At 45.9% G+C, this 16163-nt stretch carries 13 protein-coding genes; 2 read left to right on the forward strand and 11 right to left on the reverse strand.

Annotated features, from left to right (window positions below; translation table 11 throughout):
- Positions 1–2: 2 nt before the first annotated feature.
- Complete coding sequence (ahpC, locus tag LQ247_RS00405) at positions 3–566, reverse strand: alkyl hydroperoxide reductase subunit C (RefSeq protein WP_020453590.1); 564 nt, start codon at positions 564–566, stop codon at positions 3–5.
- 267 nt (positions 567–833) lie between these two features.
- Positions 834–3437 (reverse strand): bifunctional acetaldehyde-CoA/alcohol dehydrogenase, encoded by a 2604-nt coding sequence (gene adhE / locus LQ247_RS00410; RefSeq protein ID WP_231005400.1) that lies wholly within the window; start codon positions 3435–3437, stop codon positions 834–836.
- Positions 3438–3801: 364 nt separating this feature from the next.
- Between adhE and LQ247_RS00415 the strand changes: the two genes are divergently transcribed.
- Entirely contained in the window at positions 3802–5724 is a 1923-nt protein-coding gene (locus tag LQ247_RS00415; protein ID WP_231005401.1) for a 3'-5' exonuclease, read from the forward strand.
- A 72-nt stretch (positions 5725–5796) separates the two neighbouring features.
- Here the strand turns inward: LQ247_RS00415 and gnd are convergent, their stop codons facing one another.
- The 7 genes from gnd to LQ247_RS00450 all read right to left on the reverse strand — a co-directional run bounded on the left by gnd (position 5797) and on the right by LQ247_RS00450 (position 12258).
- Positions 5797–7203 carry a decarboxylating NADP(+)-dependent phosphogluconate dehydrogenase gene (gene gnd / locus LQ247_RS00420; protein ID WP_231005402.1) on the reverse strand — a complete coding sequence of 469 codons (1407 nt, stop codon included), beginning with the start codon at positions 7201–7203 and terminating at the stop codon, positions 5797–5799.
- Between the two features lie 30 nt (positions 7204–7233).
- Positions 7234–8580, reverse strand: a complete 1347-nt coding sequence (locus LQ247_RS00425) for a GntP family permease (protein ID WP_023856844.1) — start codon at positions 8578–8580, stop codon at positions 7234–7236.
- A gap of 21 nt (positions 8581–8601) precedes the next feature.
- On the reverse strand, positions 8602–10143 hold the full coding sequence (gene gntK, locus LQ247_RS00430) for a gluconokinase (RefSeq protein ID WP_231005403.1): 1542 nt from the start codon (positions 10141–10143) through the stop codon (positions 8602–8604).
- Positions 10136–10867 (reverse strand): GntR family transcriptional regulator, encoded by a 732-nt coding sequence (locus LQ247_RS00435; protein ID WP_020453585.1) that lies wholly within the window; start codon positions 10865–10867, stop codon positions 10136–10138. Before LQ247_RS00435 ends, gntK begins: the two co-directional genes overlap by 8 nt.
- 186 nt (positions 10868–11053) lie before the next feature.
- A complete protein-coding gene (locus tag LQ247_RS00440) occupies positions 11054–11488 on the reverse strand; it encodes an EVE domain-containing protein (RefSeq protein WP_128822245.1) in 435 nt (144 codons plus the stop codon).
- Complete coding sequence (locus LQ247_RS00445; RefSeq protein WP_020453583.1) at positions 11482–11874, reverse strand: rhodanese-like domain-containing protein; 393 nt, start codon at positions 11872–11874, stop codon at positions 11482–11484. Before LQ247_RS00445 ends, LQ247_RS00440 begins: the two co-directional genes overlap by 7 nt.
- Before the next feature lie 12 nt (positions 11875–11886).
- Entirely contained in the window at positions 11887–12258 is a 372-nt protein-coding gene (locus tag LQ247_RS00450; RefSeq protein ID WP_228119609.1) for a MarR family winged helix-turn-helix transcriptional regulator, read from the reverse strand.
- 206 nt (positions 12259–12464) lie between these two features.
- On the opposite strand from LQ247_RS00450, the gene LQ247_RS00455 reads away from it, so the two are divergent.
- Positions 12465–13640: an ROK family transcriptional regulator gene (locus tag LQ247_RS00455; RefSeq protein ID WP_231005404.1), complete on the forward strand. Its 1176-nt coding sequence runs from the start codon at positions 12465–12467 to the stop codon at positions 13638–13640.
- A 35-nt stretch (positions 13641–13675) separates the two neighbouring features.
- On the opposite strand, the gene galT is transcribed toward LQ247_RS00455, so the two are convergent.
- On the reverse strand, positions 13676–15163 hold the full coding sequence (gene galT, locus LQ247_RS00460; protein ID WP_231005406.1) for a UDP-glucose--hexose-1-phosphate uridylyltransferase: 1488 nt from the start codon (positions 15161–15163) through the stop codon (positions 13676–13678).
- On the reverse strand, positions 15160–16161 hold the full coding sequence (gene galE, locus LQ247_RS00465; RefSeq protein WP_095291223.1) for a UDP-glucose 4-epimerase GalE: 1002 nt from the start codon (positions 16159–16161) through the stop codon (positions 15160–15162). The genes galT and galE overlap by 4 nt, the downstream gene beginning before the upstream one ends.
- Between the last annotated feature and the right edge of the window lie 2 nt (positions 16162–16163).

Genomic DNA, 16163 nt, shown 5'->3' on the forward strand with positions numbered 1-16163 from the left:
CCTTAGATTTTGCCTACTAGGTCAAGGCTTGGTGTCAGTGTTTCAGAACCTTCTTCCCATTTAGCCGGGCAAACTTCGCCTGGGTTTTGGCGGACGTATTGAGCCGCTTTTACTTTGTTGATCAGGGTGCTTGCATCACGGCCGATACCGCCTGCGTTGATTTCAACAGCTTGGATCACACCGTCCGGATCGATGATGAATGTTCCGCGGTCAGCAAGACCTTCTTCTTCGTTCAGCACTTCAAAGTTGCGGGAGATCGTTTGAGACGGGTCGCCGATCATCGCGTAAGTGATTTTGCCGATTTTCTCAGAGCTGTCATGCCATCCTTTATGTACGAAGTGAGTGTCTGTAGAAACAGAGTATACTTCGACACCAAGTTCTTTTAGGGCAGCATATTCGTTTTGAAGGTCTTCAAGCTCAGTCGGGCAAACAAATGAGAAATCTGCTGGATAGAAGCAGAAAATGCTCCATTGGCCTTTTAGATCTTCGTGTGTAACATCGATAAACTCACCGTTTTTGTAAGCTTTCGCTGCGAATGGTTGTACTTCTTTTCCGATTAGAGACATAATATCGTCCTCCTGAATGTAGTTTAAGAGAAATAAAAATTGTAAACTTTATTTCTCTGTAATTATTATAATTATATACAAATTATCAAGTAATAAATATTTTTTGTCAAGGGGAAAGCCCGTTAATTTTTTGTTAAGTATTTCAGCTAAAGAAAAGAGTTGGAGTTTCGTAACTTTCATATAGTATGATTGGCACAAATGGTAGAGTAGTGAGAATAAAGAGGCCTAATTGAAAACGAAAAGCCGTCGGAATGACGGCTTCTTTGGCTAAACTCCTTTATATGCGGAACGGTAAATCTCAGCAAGCTCCGAAACGAGCGGCAGCTTCGGATTGGCTGTCGTACACTGATCTTCAAAGGCGCGTTCGGCCATGAGATCCACTTTGCTTTCGAATGCGGCAGCATCCACGCCGTTTTGTTTAATGCTCATCGGAATTTTAAGCTCTTTGGCGAGCGAGATAATCTCCTGGTTCAGGCTTTCAACGCCTTCTGCAGTTGTTTTTGCAGGCAGGCCGAGCGTTCTGGCAATCTCCGCGTAGCGCTGATCGGCTATGAAGTGGCTGTATTTAGGAAATGCCGTGAACTTTTTCGGCTTTTCTGCATTATAGCGGATCACGTGCGGCAGAAGGATGGCGTTTGCCCGTCCATGAGCGATGTGAAACTCCGCGCCAAGCTTATGGGCTAAGCTGTGGTTGATGCCAAGGAAGGCATTGGAAAACGCCATTCCGGCAATCGTTGATGCATTATGCACTTTTTCGCGGGCCAGCTCGTCGCTGCCGTTTTTGTATGCTCTAGGCAGGTATTCGAAGATCAGCTGGATGGCCTTCATGGCCAAGCCGTCTGTATAGTCGTTAGCCATGCACGATACGTATGATTCAATTGCGTGAGTTAATACGTCCATTCCTGTGTCAGCCGTAATATGTTTCGGCACTGTCATGACAAATTGCGGGTCAATGATCGCGACGTCCGGCGTTAATTCATAGTCGGCCAGCGGATACTTCGTATTCGTTTCTTTGTCTGTAATGACAGAGAATGAAGTGACTTCAGAGCCTGTGCCTGATGTCGTCGGGATCGCGACGAATTTTGCTTTTTCGCCCAGTTTCGGGTATTTGACAATGCGCTTGCGGATGTCCAGGAATTTTTGCTTTAATCCAAAGAATTCAGCATCCGGGTGCTCATAGAACAACCACATTCCTTTTGCGGCATCCATTGCAGAACCTCCGCCGAGGGCGATGATGACATCCGGCTGGAATTTGGCCATCATGTCGACTCCGTTCATCACCGTTTCGATTGAAGGATCAGGCTCGACATCAGAAAAAATTTCACAATGAACGTAATCCGGGCGCCTTCTTAAGTAGTGTAGGACGCGGTCTACATATCCGAGTTTCACCATCCCCGGATCAGTCACAATCAACGCTTTTGAGATGTCAGGCATTTTCGCTAAATATTGGGTTGCGTGTTTTTCAAAATAGATTTTTGGAGGAACTTTAAACCACTGCATATTGACATTCCTTTTCGCCACTTTTTTCGTGTTGATTAAATGAACAGCTCCAACGTTTGACGAGACGGAGTTTCCGCCATATGTGCCGCATCCGAGTGTTAAAGAAGGCATATAGGCGTTGTAAATGTCGCCGATCGCCCCTTGTGACGACGGTGCATTGACGATGATCCGCCCGGCTTTCATCCGTAATCCGAATTCTTTAACGGCTTCTTGATCGTTCGTATGAATTACCGCCGAGTGGCCGGTTCCACCGAACGCGAGCATGTCTTCGGCGCGTTTTAATCCCTCTTGAATTCCGCTGACTTTGTAGCACGCTAAAACAGGGCTCAGTTTTTCCCTGGACAGCGGGTAATCCGGACCTACGCCTTCTAATTCGGCGATGAGGATTTTTGTATCTTGAGGCACTTTGACACCGGCCATTTCAGCGATTTTGAATGCCGGCATGCCGACGATATCAGCGTTTACCGCGCAAGTATTTTCATTGATGACCAATTTCTCGACCTTTGATTTTTCGGTTTCATTTAAGAAATAGCAGTTGTTTCTTGTCATTTCGACTTTGACGTCTGAGTAGATGTCTTTGTCTATGATGACGGCCTGCTCTGATGCGCAAATCATGCCGTTGTCAAATGTTTTGGATAAGATCAGATCATTGACGGCTTGCTTCAGGTTGGCAGACTTCTCGATGTAGCACGGAACGTTTCCAGGTCCGACGCCAAGGGCCGGTTTTCCGGAGCTGTACGCTGATTTCACCATGCCGGCGCCCCCTGTTGCGAGAATCAGGGAAACGTTCGGATGGGTCATTAAGGCTTGAGTTGCATTCAGCGAAGGCGTTTCAATCCATTGGATACAGTTGTCGGGTGCTCCTGCTTTGACGGCTGCGTCCCGAAGGATTCTCGCCGCTTCGCGGCTGCATTTTTGGGCCGATGGATGGAAAGCAAACACGATAGGGTTTCTTGTTTTGATCGCTATCAGGGACTTGAACATTGTAGTGGAAGTAGGGTTGGTCACCGGCGTCACCCCGGCGATGACACCGACAGGCTCCGCGATTTCAATGACTCCGTCGTGTTCGTTTTCATTGATGATGCCCACTGTTTTATCGTATTTGATATGATGGTAGACATATTCTGTGGCAAACATGTTTTTAATGATTTTATCTTCATAAACGCCGCGCTTCGTTTCTTCGACGGCAAGTTTGGCGAGAGGCATGTGCTGATCAAGGCCGGCAAGCGCCATCTGTTTGACGATCTCATCAATCTGCTCCTGATCAAAGCTGCGGAATTCTTCCAATGCCTTTAGGCCTTTTTCGACTAGCTGATCAACCATTGTTGAGGCATTTTGCTTTTGTTTCATTTCCTTTTCTTCGATTGCCATTGTAAACCCTCCAGTGAATGAATAGGAATTTGATTACAACAGGATGTTCAGGGATGAATGATGCGGACATTGTTTGTGAAACATTTCACAAGTGGAGTTAAAAAATTTTATCCCTGAAGCGGATATCTGGTTTATTTTGGTATCAGTCCTCCTTTCCTGTGGCTGAATTTATCATATCACGAATTTGAAGTATGAGTTTGTGAAATGTTGAACAAAGTATGAAATCAACAGAAACTAAGAAAATCCTGTTTAATGGTGCATTTTTCATCTCTTACAAATAGATTTCCTTTACTTTCCTTTCTAACCCCCGATAATATAAATATATGGAAAACGTGGCTAGTAGGCATCGAAGGAGTTGGTTAAATTGGCAATGACAATACCCGAATCAATACGAAGTTCAGCAACAGTGGGAGAACGGATTTTGTTTCGTACATTGAAAAACTATTTGCCTGATGATTATATTGTGTACTATGAACCTGAAATTCAAGGTGTCTGTCCTGATTTTGTTATTATAGGGCCGGATATGGGCTTGCTTGTGCTTGAAGTAAAGGATTATACGAAAAATTCGTTTTATAGGTTCACAAAAGATGACTGGCAGATTCGAAATGCGAGCGGCGACATGTGCAGTGTGAAGAATCCGTTAAGACAAGCAAGAGAGTATGCTTTTAAAATAGCTGATGTACTCCAAAAGGATAAGAGTTTAATTCAAACGGAGGGTAAGTATCAATTTAAACTGAAATTTCCTTATGGATATGGCGTTGTATTTACCAGATTAAATGAAATTCAATTGTTGGAAAAGCAAGTTTATCAAATAATAGATCCAGAGTTTATCTTGACTCGAGATCAAATTGATCCTGATCATGTAAACTTTTCAGAAGAATTGTTGATAGAAAAGCTGTTTCAAATGTTTCATGTGCAATTTCAAATGAAAACCTCTCTTACATATGAAGACATTAATACTATTCGATATTATCTTTTTCCGGAAGTGCGCATTGGAGCGGAGTTTGAACAATCTGTTCCATACCGTGACCAGCTTCTTTTATCGTTGCGGGACATTAAAACGATGGACTTGCATCAAGAGAATATGGCAAAGCAGATTGGTGATCAACACCGTATAATTCGCGGTGTAGCAGGAAGCGGAAAAACCTTAATTCTCGCAAGTCGTGCAAAGATACTGGCAAAAAACCACCCTGATTGGAAGATATTAATCCTCTGTTACAATATTTCATTAGCATCGAATATTACTCAAATGGTTCGTTCAATGTTTGCAGAACCGGATCATTTATTTGACTTTCAATATACTGAAGAAGGAAAAGCTGTTGAGTCTCGAGTTCCTGAAAGTATCCAAATTCGTAACTTTCACCAGTGGCTTAAGCAAGATCTAAAAATAAAAACGAATGAGTTTATGATTGATCAATATATTGAACAGCTGGAAAAAGGCGAGGCAATATCTCCGAAGTATGATGCCATTCTGATCGATGAAGGTCAGGATTTTGAAGGAAATTGGCTTCATTTGATCAGCCTGTGCCTGAGTCCGGAAACGAAATCCTTACTTTTGGTGGAAGACCGTGCACAATCTATTTACGGCAGGAAAAGGAGCTATATAAAAGATACAGGACTTGATTTTAGAGGAAGGTCAAAAATTCTAAACATCAATTACAGAAATACATCGCAAATTGTTTCCTTTGCTTGGGATTTTTATGAGAAGCATTCGGTTTTACAAGACAAAGTCAAACTAGGGCAGACAGAGAGCGTTGAGATTATTTCGCCAAAAAGTACAAAACGTAAGGGGCCTGAACCGGCATTGTTGAAATTTGATACGATTAACAAAGAAATGCAGGTCATTGCAAAACAAATTATGAATCTTCATGAAGAAAAGAAAGTGCCTTACTCGGAAATCGCCATTCTTTATCGAGTGAAACGGACGAATAAATTTAATGTTGTAAAAACTGTACAAAAAGCGCTCAAAGCGCAAAATATTCCTTTTAATTGGATAGCGGAAAATGAAGAAACGAAGCGCAGTTTTAACCCTGAGGAAGAGACAGTCAAAATCTGTACGATTGACAGCAGTAAAGGACTTGATTTTCAGGCTGTGTTTTTGGTCAAAGCTGATCTCATGCCGTTTCCACTTGAAGAAGATCAAGAACGGGAAGTATCACTCATGTATATCGGCATGACGCGTGCAAAGGAATTCCTGTATATTTCATATTCGGGGGCTTCGGAATATACAAATTATTTTGATGAACTGAAAGAGGAACAACACGATGAACAGGTATTACTGAAGTGAAAAATCGGGCTGTCGAGATATTCTCGACAGCCTCATTTATTTGACTGAAAACAACTATAGGGCTCCTTGTTTTCACTTATACCAGTCCGTATGAAACACGCCTTCCATATCCGTCCGCTCATACGTGTGAGCGCCGAAATAATCGCGCTGCGCCTGCAGCAGGTTTGCGTTTGAGCGGCCCGTCCGGTAGCCGTCGTAATAGGAGAGGGCGGTGCTCAGGCACGGGAATGAGATGCCTGAGCTGATGCCTTCGCAGACGACCTTTCGCAAGCCGGACTGGTATTCTTTTAGTTTTTCAGCGAAGTCAGGTGCGACCAGCAGGTTGGACAGGTCCGGCTGTTTGTCGAAAGCTTCGCTGATGAGATTTAAAAATTGTGCGCGGATGATGCAGCCGCCGCGGAAGATGAGGGCGATGTCCTTTAACGGCAGGTGCCATCCGTTCAGGTCAGACGTCATTTTATATTGAGCGAAGCCTTGGGCATAGGCGCAGACTTTCCCCATGTATAACGCCTGTCTGACGCGGTCGATCCACACGTTCTGATCCAGGGGCCGTTCTTCTGTTTCAGGGCCGGCCAATACGTTTTCGGCAGCTGTCCGTTCGTCTTTTAATGATGACAGGTAACGGGCAAACAGGGATTCCGTGATAATTGATGATGGAATGCCGTTGTCGATGGCCTGCAGGCTCGTCCATTTGCCCGTGCCTTTTTGGCCGGTTTTGTCGAGGATGACGTCGATGAGCGGAGCGCCCGTTCGCTCATCCTTTTTCCTCAGGATCTCTGCCGTGATTTCGATTAAATAGCTTTTCAGCTCTCCTTGATTCCACGTGTCGAAAATGTCAGCGATTTCATCTATCGGCAAAAGAAGCTTTTCTCTTAAAAATGTATACGCTTCAGCGATAAGCTGCATGTCTGCGTATTCGATGCCGTTGTGCACCATTTTGACAAAATGCCCCGCGCCTTTTGGACCGATGTAGACACAGCATGGATCTCCTTCTACTTGGGCGGCGATTTTTGTGAGAATCGGAGCTGCTTTTTCGTAGACGTCCCGATCTCCGCCGGGCATAATGGATGGGCCTTTTAAAGCGCCGACTTCGCCGCCGGAAATGCCGATTCCCAAGTAGCCGATACCTTTCGCTTTCAAACTGTCATATCTTCGTTCCGTATCTTCGTAGTGGGAGTTGCCGCCGTCCATGATGACATCCCCTTCTTCAAGCAGAGGAACGAGCGAGTCGATAACAGAATCAACCGGTTTGCCTGCTGTGACCATAAGAAAGATTTTTCTCGGTTTTTCTAAAGACTGTACGAAATCTTCAAGTTCATAGTACGGCTTGACTGTTTGGCCTCCCGTTTTTTGGACGAGTTGATCGGTTAAATCCCTTGTGTAGTTATAGACGGCGACTTGTTCGCCTTTGCTTGCCATGTTCAGGGCGATATTGCTCCCCATGACTCCCAAACCTATGACACCGATTGTATTGCGCATGTAATACCTGCTCCTTCATTTAAGACTTTTTTATACAAATAGGCTTAACAATAAAGTAAATCCTAATCCGGCCACCGCGATAATGGTTTCAAGCAGTGTCCAGGTGGCAAATGTCTCTTTCATGCTTAGTCCGAAATACTCTTTGAACATCCAGAAGCCTGCGTCATTGACATGGGAAGCGATTACACTTCCGGCCCCTGTTGCAAGCACAACCAGCGCAAGATTGACATCGCTTTGTCCGAGCATCGGAAGAACGAGTCCGGTTGTGCTTAATGCAGCAACTGTCGCGGATCCTAAGGAGATGCGCAGAATTGCGGCGATGACCCAGGCGAGCAAGATCGGCGACATGGCTGTTCCTTTGAATAATTCAGCTACATAGTCGCCTACTCCGCCATTGATCAAGACTTGTTTGAAGGCGCCGCCGCCCCCGATGATCAAGAGCATCATTCCGATTTGTGTAATGGCGGTTGAACAGGAATCCATCACTTGTTTGATCGGGATCTTTCTGGCGATCCCCATCGTATAGATCGCGACCAACAGGGAGATGACCATCGAAGTCGAGGCATTCCCGATTAAACGAACCGCTGCCAGCAGGCTGTTGTCTGCAAGGCCCATCGTTTCTTGAATAAGCGTAATAACAGTCGAAATAGACATGATAATGACCGGAAGCATAGCTGTGAAGACGCTGATGCCGAAGCCGGGCGTCTCTTCAAGCTTGAACGTTTTCTGCTCACCGAGTGAAGCGATGCTGCCCATTTTCTCAAATGATTGCGGGACGATTTTTTTCGCCAGTTTCGTAAATAAAGGTCCGGCCAAAAGAACGGTTGGAATTGCAACAATGATACCGTAGAGCAGCACTTCCCCGATATTGGCGCCGAGCTCTCCCGCGATAGCCGTCGGTCCCGGATGCGGGGGCAGGAAGCCGTGTGTGACGGATAAGGCCGCCGTCATTGGAATTCCAAGGTATAAAATAGATATCTTCAATTCTCTTGAAATGGCGAATACAATTGGAATCAATAATACCAATCCGACTTCGAAGAATAATGCTACCCCGATGATAAAGGAGGCGATGACGACCGCCCATTGGATGTTTTTCTCTCCGAATTTGTTGACGAGGGTCATCGCAATGCGCTGAGCGCCCCCTGAATCCGCGATCAGCCTGCCCAGCATGGCGCCGAGCCCGAAGATCAATGCGATATGGCCGAGCGTTCCGCCAAGGCCTTCTTCAATCGTTTTGACGATGTCGTCAAGCGGCATTCCAAGCGCCAATGCAACCCCGAACGATACGATAATCAAGGAAACAAACGTATTCAGTTTTAATCCCATAATCAAAAGCAATAATGCGACAATCCCGATTGCTACGATCAGTAATGGCATGATAACGCCTCCAATTCTCCCCTATTTTTTGCTGGATAAGCTTCTTTGATAATTTGCAATTTGTGTATATTCGTTTTCAAGTGCTCGAGATAAGTTGATAAAAAGCGGCATTAATTTTCTGTATTCTTTGGCCGATTCTTCTTTCGGCGCGTGTCTGTGCGTGCTTCCGATCATGTCGGAGACGACATCGAATGAATCGATTTTCCCTGTCGCGTACAGCCCCAAAATGCAGGCTCCGAGACAAGAGCTTTCATAGCTTTCCGGCACGACGACTTCCGATTCGAAAATATCGGCCATCATTTGCCTCCATACGTCAGACCTTGCGAAACCTCCGGTCGCCTGAATTCGGGCAACTGGACCGTCCATGCATTCTGTCAACGCCAGGAAGACGGTGTACAGATTGTAAATAACCCCTTCCAATGCCGCGCGAATCATGTGTTCTTTTTTATGCGACATGGTGAGGCCGAAGAATGAACCGCGCACATCCGGATTCCAGAGCGGCGCCCGTTCGCCTGCGAGGTATGGATGGAACAGCAGTCCGTCGGCACCCGGCCTGACGCGTTCGGCAATTTTGGTCAAGACATCGTACGGATCAATGCCGAGACGTTTTGCCGTTTCGATTTCTGATGATGCAAATTCATCTCTAATCCAGCGAAGGACGATCCCGCCGTTGTTGACTGGCCCGCCGATGACCCAATGATTCTCAGTTAAGGCATAGCAAAAGATTCTGCCTTTTTCATCGGTTTGCGGTTTATCGATAATCGTGCGAATCGCACCGCTTGTCCCAATAGTGACGGCGATTTCGCCTTTTTTAATCGCGTTGACGCCGAGGTTGGAAAGCACGCCGTCGCTGGCACCGATGACAAATGGCGTTTGCGGATCAATTCCCATCATCGCCGCCAGTTCCGGATTGCAGTGATGGAAAATGGTTGTTGTCGGAACGAGCTTTGATAGGTGGTCAGGTGTGATGCCTGCAATGGCCAATGCTTCTTCGTCCCAGGCCAATGTTTTGAGATTCATCATTCCCATCGCCGAAGCTAAGGAGTAATCGACGACATATTGATCAAATAACTTTTTAAAAATATATTCTTTGATTCCGATATATTTTTTTGCTTTGGCAGCGATTTCAGGATGCTCGTTTACAATCCATGTGATTTTGCTTAGCGGCGCCATTGGATGAATCGGCGTTCCCGTCCGTTTATAGACATTGTGCCCGTTCATTTCTTCTTTGATTTTATGAGCCCAGCCTTCGCTTCTGTTGTCTGCCCAAGTGATGCAGGAGGTGAGCGGCTTGTCGTTTTCGTCCATCGCAATCACGCTGTGCATCGCGCTGCTGAATGAAATGAATGACGGCTGTTTGTCAGGATGCTGCTGCATGATTTTCGCCGTTGACTGGATGACGGCCTGAAAAATCTCATCCGGGTTTTGCTCAGCGGTCGAGATGTCCGGGGTGTAAAGCGCGTAGCCGATGCTTTCCTTTTGGATCACGTCCCCTTTTTCACTGAATAAAACCGCTTTCGTGCTTGTCGTACCGATATCTATGCCTAACATATAACTAGTCATTTTCTTGTTCGGCCCCTTTCGCCAGCATTTGTTGCGACAGCCACAGATCTTCAACTTTACCTTGCACGTCATCGAAATTTTGATGGAGGGATTTAAGCATCAGATCCCTGTCTTTCGTTTTGATCGCTTTGATATAAAGTTCATGGTTATCGAGAATTCGTTCAAAGTCTTCGTATTTTTCTTTTAAGCGGGCCCGCATGGATAAAAGAATAAAGCTTTCCATCACAGGTTTGAGATTGTTCCATATCATCAAAATGTAAGAATGATTGATGGAGCGGACAATCGTTTCGTGAAATAAGACGTCTTGAAATGAGAACTCGTCGGCATCTTTGTATTTGATGGAGACTTTCATCATCTCCAATATTTTGCTGAGGTCTGTTACCAGTTCGTCGACATTGGCCCGTCCAAGCCGTTCGAATACGAATGTTTCCATCACCAGACGCACATCATAAATTTCTCCAATTTCTTTTTCGGTTAAACCGATGACAACGGCGCCCATCCGTTCCAAACGGATGATTTTTTCCGATGCCAGTATTTTTAAAGCCTCACGGATGGGAGACCGGCTCACCGAGAATTCCGCAGCCAATTTATTTTCAGATAAAATGGTACCGCTTTCAATCAAGCCGGAAATAATGCGCATTCTCAGCTCGCATGCGACGCGAACACCTGTTGAAGCTCTTGAAAGCCACTTCTCCGGATATAAAAGATTTTTAGATTGGCTCATACACTCACCTTCCTAGTTATACGAGTATACTTGTATACAAGTATGATAACGCGATTATTTTGATTATGCAAACACTTTCATTTCAAATTTTCCGAAAAATTTTTTCCATTTATAAAACGATTTGTTTTGCCAATGCGCTCGAAATACTCCACTAAAGCAAAAAAATATAAAGGGAGCAGCTGCCCTTTATATTTTGACCATTTGTTTAACGATGAGTTTGAAGTCATGTTCGCTAATTTCTATGTGCCCAAATCGAAAGGAATAACCCCAGTGCCGTTTGTTTTTGATGAAAGAGAGGTTGGGAATGAATCGGTGGATCGGCGTTTCCCGGCATTTTAAAAAGTTGATCTTCCTTCTGTAAGGTGAGAATCCTTCTCCCGCATGAACCTTGTAAACTCTGTTATCACTCACTTCCCCTACAGCTGTAAACTTTTGATAGGGCGCATCATCTTTGAGATTTTGTTTTGGCGAGTAATAAATGATCCAATCATCGGGATTCATTCTTTTTAAAGGCGCCTCTTTTCCGTGGCAAAGTTGAGCAAAGCCCCCGGATACACCTTTCAAGACGTGATCGCGCGAAGCTACGCCGATCCAATACCTTCTTTTCATTCCATTCAGCATCCGCAAGCATCCTTGTCAGTATCCCCTTCGGTGCATGCTGACACAGGAAAATTCATTTCTCTCCATGCCGCGATCCCTCCGGTCAGCTCTTTCACTTGATAGCCTTTTTCTAATAAAAATTTAGCTGCTTTAGCTGCCGTATTGCACCAGACATCCCAGCAGTACACAATGATTTCTTTATCTTTTGGAATATCCTCTAATCGATGAGGGAGATCGTGTTCAGGTATCGCTTGAGCACCTTTTATCGTCAAACTCCTGACTTCGCTTGGCCCGTTTCTTACATCTATTAAAAAATATTTTTCAGGGTGATTCTTTGAAGATTTAAAATAATCCATTGGACTAATGGTGGCTTCTAAACGTGCATTAAAAAAATCGAGTGAATTCATAGGGTATGCCTCCTAGTTTTTATACTTTTTCCATACTTTTAAAAGCAAATCTTTAAATAATTTTTTTTCATTGTCAGTCAGAGGGGATAAAACCTCATATTCTGTCTGTACTAAAACCTGTTTGCATGATGACAGTACATCGCTGCCTTTTTCAGTAAGGATTAGGCTGTATGCCCTGCGATCACTTGCGTTTTTTGTCCTTTCCACAAAGCCTGAAGCTTCTAAATGGTCAACATGGCTCACCATTGTCGTACGGTCGATCTGCAGTTGTTCAGAAATCAGTTTTTGAGAAGAAAAAGGGTTTTCTTCAATAAATACAAGTACTCCGAATTGCCTGGCATTCAAGCTATACGGAGCGAGAACATCAGCAAATTGATCCTCCATTTGCTGAAGAACCTTTCCTAGCAAAAATCCGTAAAATTGACTTAACTGTTTCAAAAATCATCACCACCTAAAATAATCACCAAACAATATAGTCAGTATAACTGATTATATTTTTGAACGCAAGCCTTCTTGTTTTCGTTTGTTAATTTAATTAATTAACCGTGGTACAATAAAACCTACGATATGGTGTAAATGGAGGATTTCACATGCAGCGCGGTACATTTCAATTAATGAAATCGGTGAACAAATCGATCATTCTTAATAAAATCAGAACTTCAGAGCCGATTTCGAGAGCCGAGATCGCCAAGGAAACAAAGATTACCCCTCCCACGGTCTCAAGCATTGTCAAAGAGCTGATCGAACAAGGGCTCGTGAAAGAAAGCACGCTCGGCCATTCGAGCGGCGGAAGGAAGCCGACAATGCTGCACATCAACACAGGTGCCTATTATGTCATTGGCATTGATGCCGGGCCTGAGACGGTGGAGTGCGTCTTAACCGATTTAGCCGGAGGGATACTGCAGCGGACATCCAGCCTGCTGAAAAAACCGCTGACAAACGAGATGTTCATTGATGTTTTAAAAGAAAATATTTATGCGATTTTGGGACGGGCCGATGTCAATCAGGAAAAGATCATTGGGATCGGCATCGCAATGCACGGGGTCGTCGATGCTGAAACGGGAATGTCACGCATCGCCCCGATTTTAAACCTAACCAATATTCCCATTAAAGATATGCTGGAACAAGAATTCAACTTAACGGTCAGAGTTGAAAACGATGCCAGGGCGATGGCGCTTGGCGAATCGTGGTTCGGCGGCCGCGATGATGCAGGCGGCAGTATGGCGGCCGTAAACATCGGCCGCGGTGTCGGTGCGGGGATTGTCATCAACGGAAAACTGTACCATGGAGCGGAAGGAATCGCAGGGGAACTGGGCCATATGATCATTGATATTAATGGAGAGAAGTGCGAGTGCGGCAACCGTGGCTGCCTGCAGACGATTGTGAGCGGTAAAGCAATTGCCGAGCGGGGGAACAAACGGTTAAAAGAAAGTCCGGATAGCCTGACAGCCAAAGATTTGTTTGAAATGGCCGAGAACGGCTGCCAAACGTGTATCGAACTCTTTCGGGAAACCGGTGTGATCATTGGAATCGGGCTGACCAACTTCATTCATCTTGTCAATCCGGGCAAAATCGTGCTGGGCGGCGGAGTGATGAAAGGCGGGAGGTTCATATTGCCGGCGATACGAGAAACGATACAGCAGAAAGCCTTAACAGCCGAAGCGAGGCAGACAGAGGTGACGATAACGAAGCTCGGCGATGAAGCGACGCTTTACGGAGCCGTTTCATTGCTGTTGGCGGAGCTGTTTGATCCGGTGTTAAAATAAGCCTTTTTTTCGCCTGTTTTAACACCGGTGAAGCCTTACCCCTGACGATTGAACGTGTGGATGAAGCGCATGAAAGCTTCGCGGTTTTTGAATACCCCGGCATCCTCAAGGGCTTTAACAAATTTCCGGCCAAGTTCTTTTCGTACAATTGATTCAGCATGCTTCGGCCCGGACAGCTCTCCGTATTCGGTTTTGAGCTGTTCGGCCCATTCCCGGTGATGCGCTTCAACGGCATCTGACTGACCGAGCAGGAATTCTTGGACACCTGCCAGTTCGGTCTTTAAGCGGGGAGGAAGAACGGCCAGGCCCATCACTTCGATTAAGCCGATATTTTCTTTCTTAATATGGTGAACGTCAGCATGCGGGTGGAATATGCCGTATGGATGCTCGGCAGATGTCCGGTTGTTTCTGAGCACAAGGTCGATTTCAAAAACACCGCTCACGTTTCTTGCAATAGGCGTAATCGTGTTATGAGGCGTTTCATCTGTAAAAGCCGTAATATCCGCTTGTTGATCCGAGTAGTTTTTCCAAGTCTGAAAAATATGATCCGCCGCATCGACAAGGCTGTTGATCGCCGTTCCTTTCAAGCGGATGACAGACATCGGCCATTTTAAAACAGAGGCTTCGATGTCCGGATGCTGTTTGATTTGAAAGGAGAACGCGTCTTCTGCGCGCGTCATTGCAAACTCATATCGTCCGGCTTGATAATGGTCATGGCTTAAAATAGACCCGCCGACGATCGGCAAATCGGCATTCGATCCGATAAAATAATGCGGAAACAGCTCTGTAAAAACAAGCAGCCTGTGAAAGGCAAGCTTATCAATTTTCATCGGCCGATGCTGCTCAGAAAATAAAATGCTGTGCTCGTTATAGTAAGCATATGGAGAATATTGAAAATACCAGTTTTCTCCGGCGAGCGGGACTTTAATAATCCTGTGGTTCGCCCGGGCGGGATACCCGATTCGTCCTGCATACCCTTCGTTTTCTTTGCACAGCAGGCACGTCGGATAGCTGCGTGCTCGTTTTGCAGCGGCGCGCTCCCGTTTGATTTGCTCAGGGTCTTTTTCCGGCTTTGACAAATTGATCGTAATATCCATTGTGCCGTAAGGTGTATCCGCCTGATACGAAATATTTCTTTCAATTCGTTTTGTCTGGATATAGTTGCTGTTTTTGCTGAGCTGATAAAAATAGGCGGTCGCCTCCAGCGGCGATTGCTCGTATTTTTGCTGAAACACGGCATTGATGACAGAAGGTCTTGCAACAAAGCAATTCATCACATTTGCCGCCAGCATGTCTTTCGCGTCTGCGTCGTCGGTTATGACGCCGTGTTCAATTGCATAAGCGGCGAGTCTTTCCAAAAGGTCGGGGATGGAGTCACCGGAAGCCGCAGGGGCTTCTTCGGGAAACGAGTCCAGACCCAGCAGGTTCATCACTTGGTTGCGTGCGTAGTTCACGTCATCCGGTTCGATTAACCCTGTTTCAAGCGCTTTTTGAATGAGTCCGGCTATGTCTTGTTCAATCATGTTGACACTTCCTTCCTGTACCCGTTTGGATGTGATGAATGCCACTTCCAGGCGTCTTCAATGATCTTTGCTACAGAAGTGCGCGAAGGCCTCCAGCCTAGGACCTGCTTTGCTTTGTCAGAGCCGGCAATCAGGATGCTCGGGTCGCCGGCTCTGCGCTTGCCGATCTCGGCGGGAATGTCTTTGCCGGTGACCTTTCTCGCCGCATCAATCATTTCTTTCACCGAAAATCCTTCGCTGCTGCCGAGGTTGAATATATCGCTTTTGCCGCCTTCTCTTAAATAGTCCAAAGCCGACAGATGAGCGTCAATCAGGTCTTCGACATGAACATAGTCGCGGATGCACGTGCCGTCGGGCGTATCATAGTCATCCCCAAAAATCGTAATATGCGGTCTTTGTCCGAGAGCGGTTTGCAGGATGATGGGGACCAGGTGTGTTTCCGGATGATGGTCTTCTCCGATCTCTCCCGTTTCCCTTGCTCCTGCGACATTAAAGTACCTGAGAGACACAAAGCTGACTCCATGGGCTTCTTCAGTCCGCTTCATGAGCTTCTCCATGATCAGTTTCGTTTCCCCGTAGGTGCTTGTCGGCCGCGTCGGCATGTCTTCTGTGATCGGCACCGATTCAGGCTCTCCGTAGACGGCCGCCGTCGAGGAGAATACGATTTTTTTCACATCGTGCTCAAGCATCGTCTGAAGCAAAACCTGTGTCCCGGATACATTGTTGTCGTAGTATTTAAGCGGATCTTTCATTGATTCGCCGACAAGTGAACTGGCGGCGAAGTGGATCACTTCTTCAATACGTTCCTTTTCGAAAACAGTGCGGAGGAAGTCGCGATCGCGCACATCCCCTTCATAAAAGACTGCCTCAGGATGTACGGCCTGTCTTTGGCCGGTCTCAAGGTTGTCAACGACAACGACGGTTTCGCCCCTGTCCAATAATTGATACACGGCGTGTGAACCGATATAGCCGGCACCGCCCAAAACCAACACACTCATAT

Source organism: Bacillus sp. BS3(2021) (genome assembly GCF_021043345.1).
GTDB lineage: Bacteria > Bacillota > Bacilli > Bacillales > Bacillaceae > Bacillus > Bacillus paralicheniformis.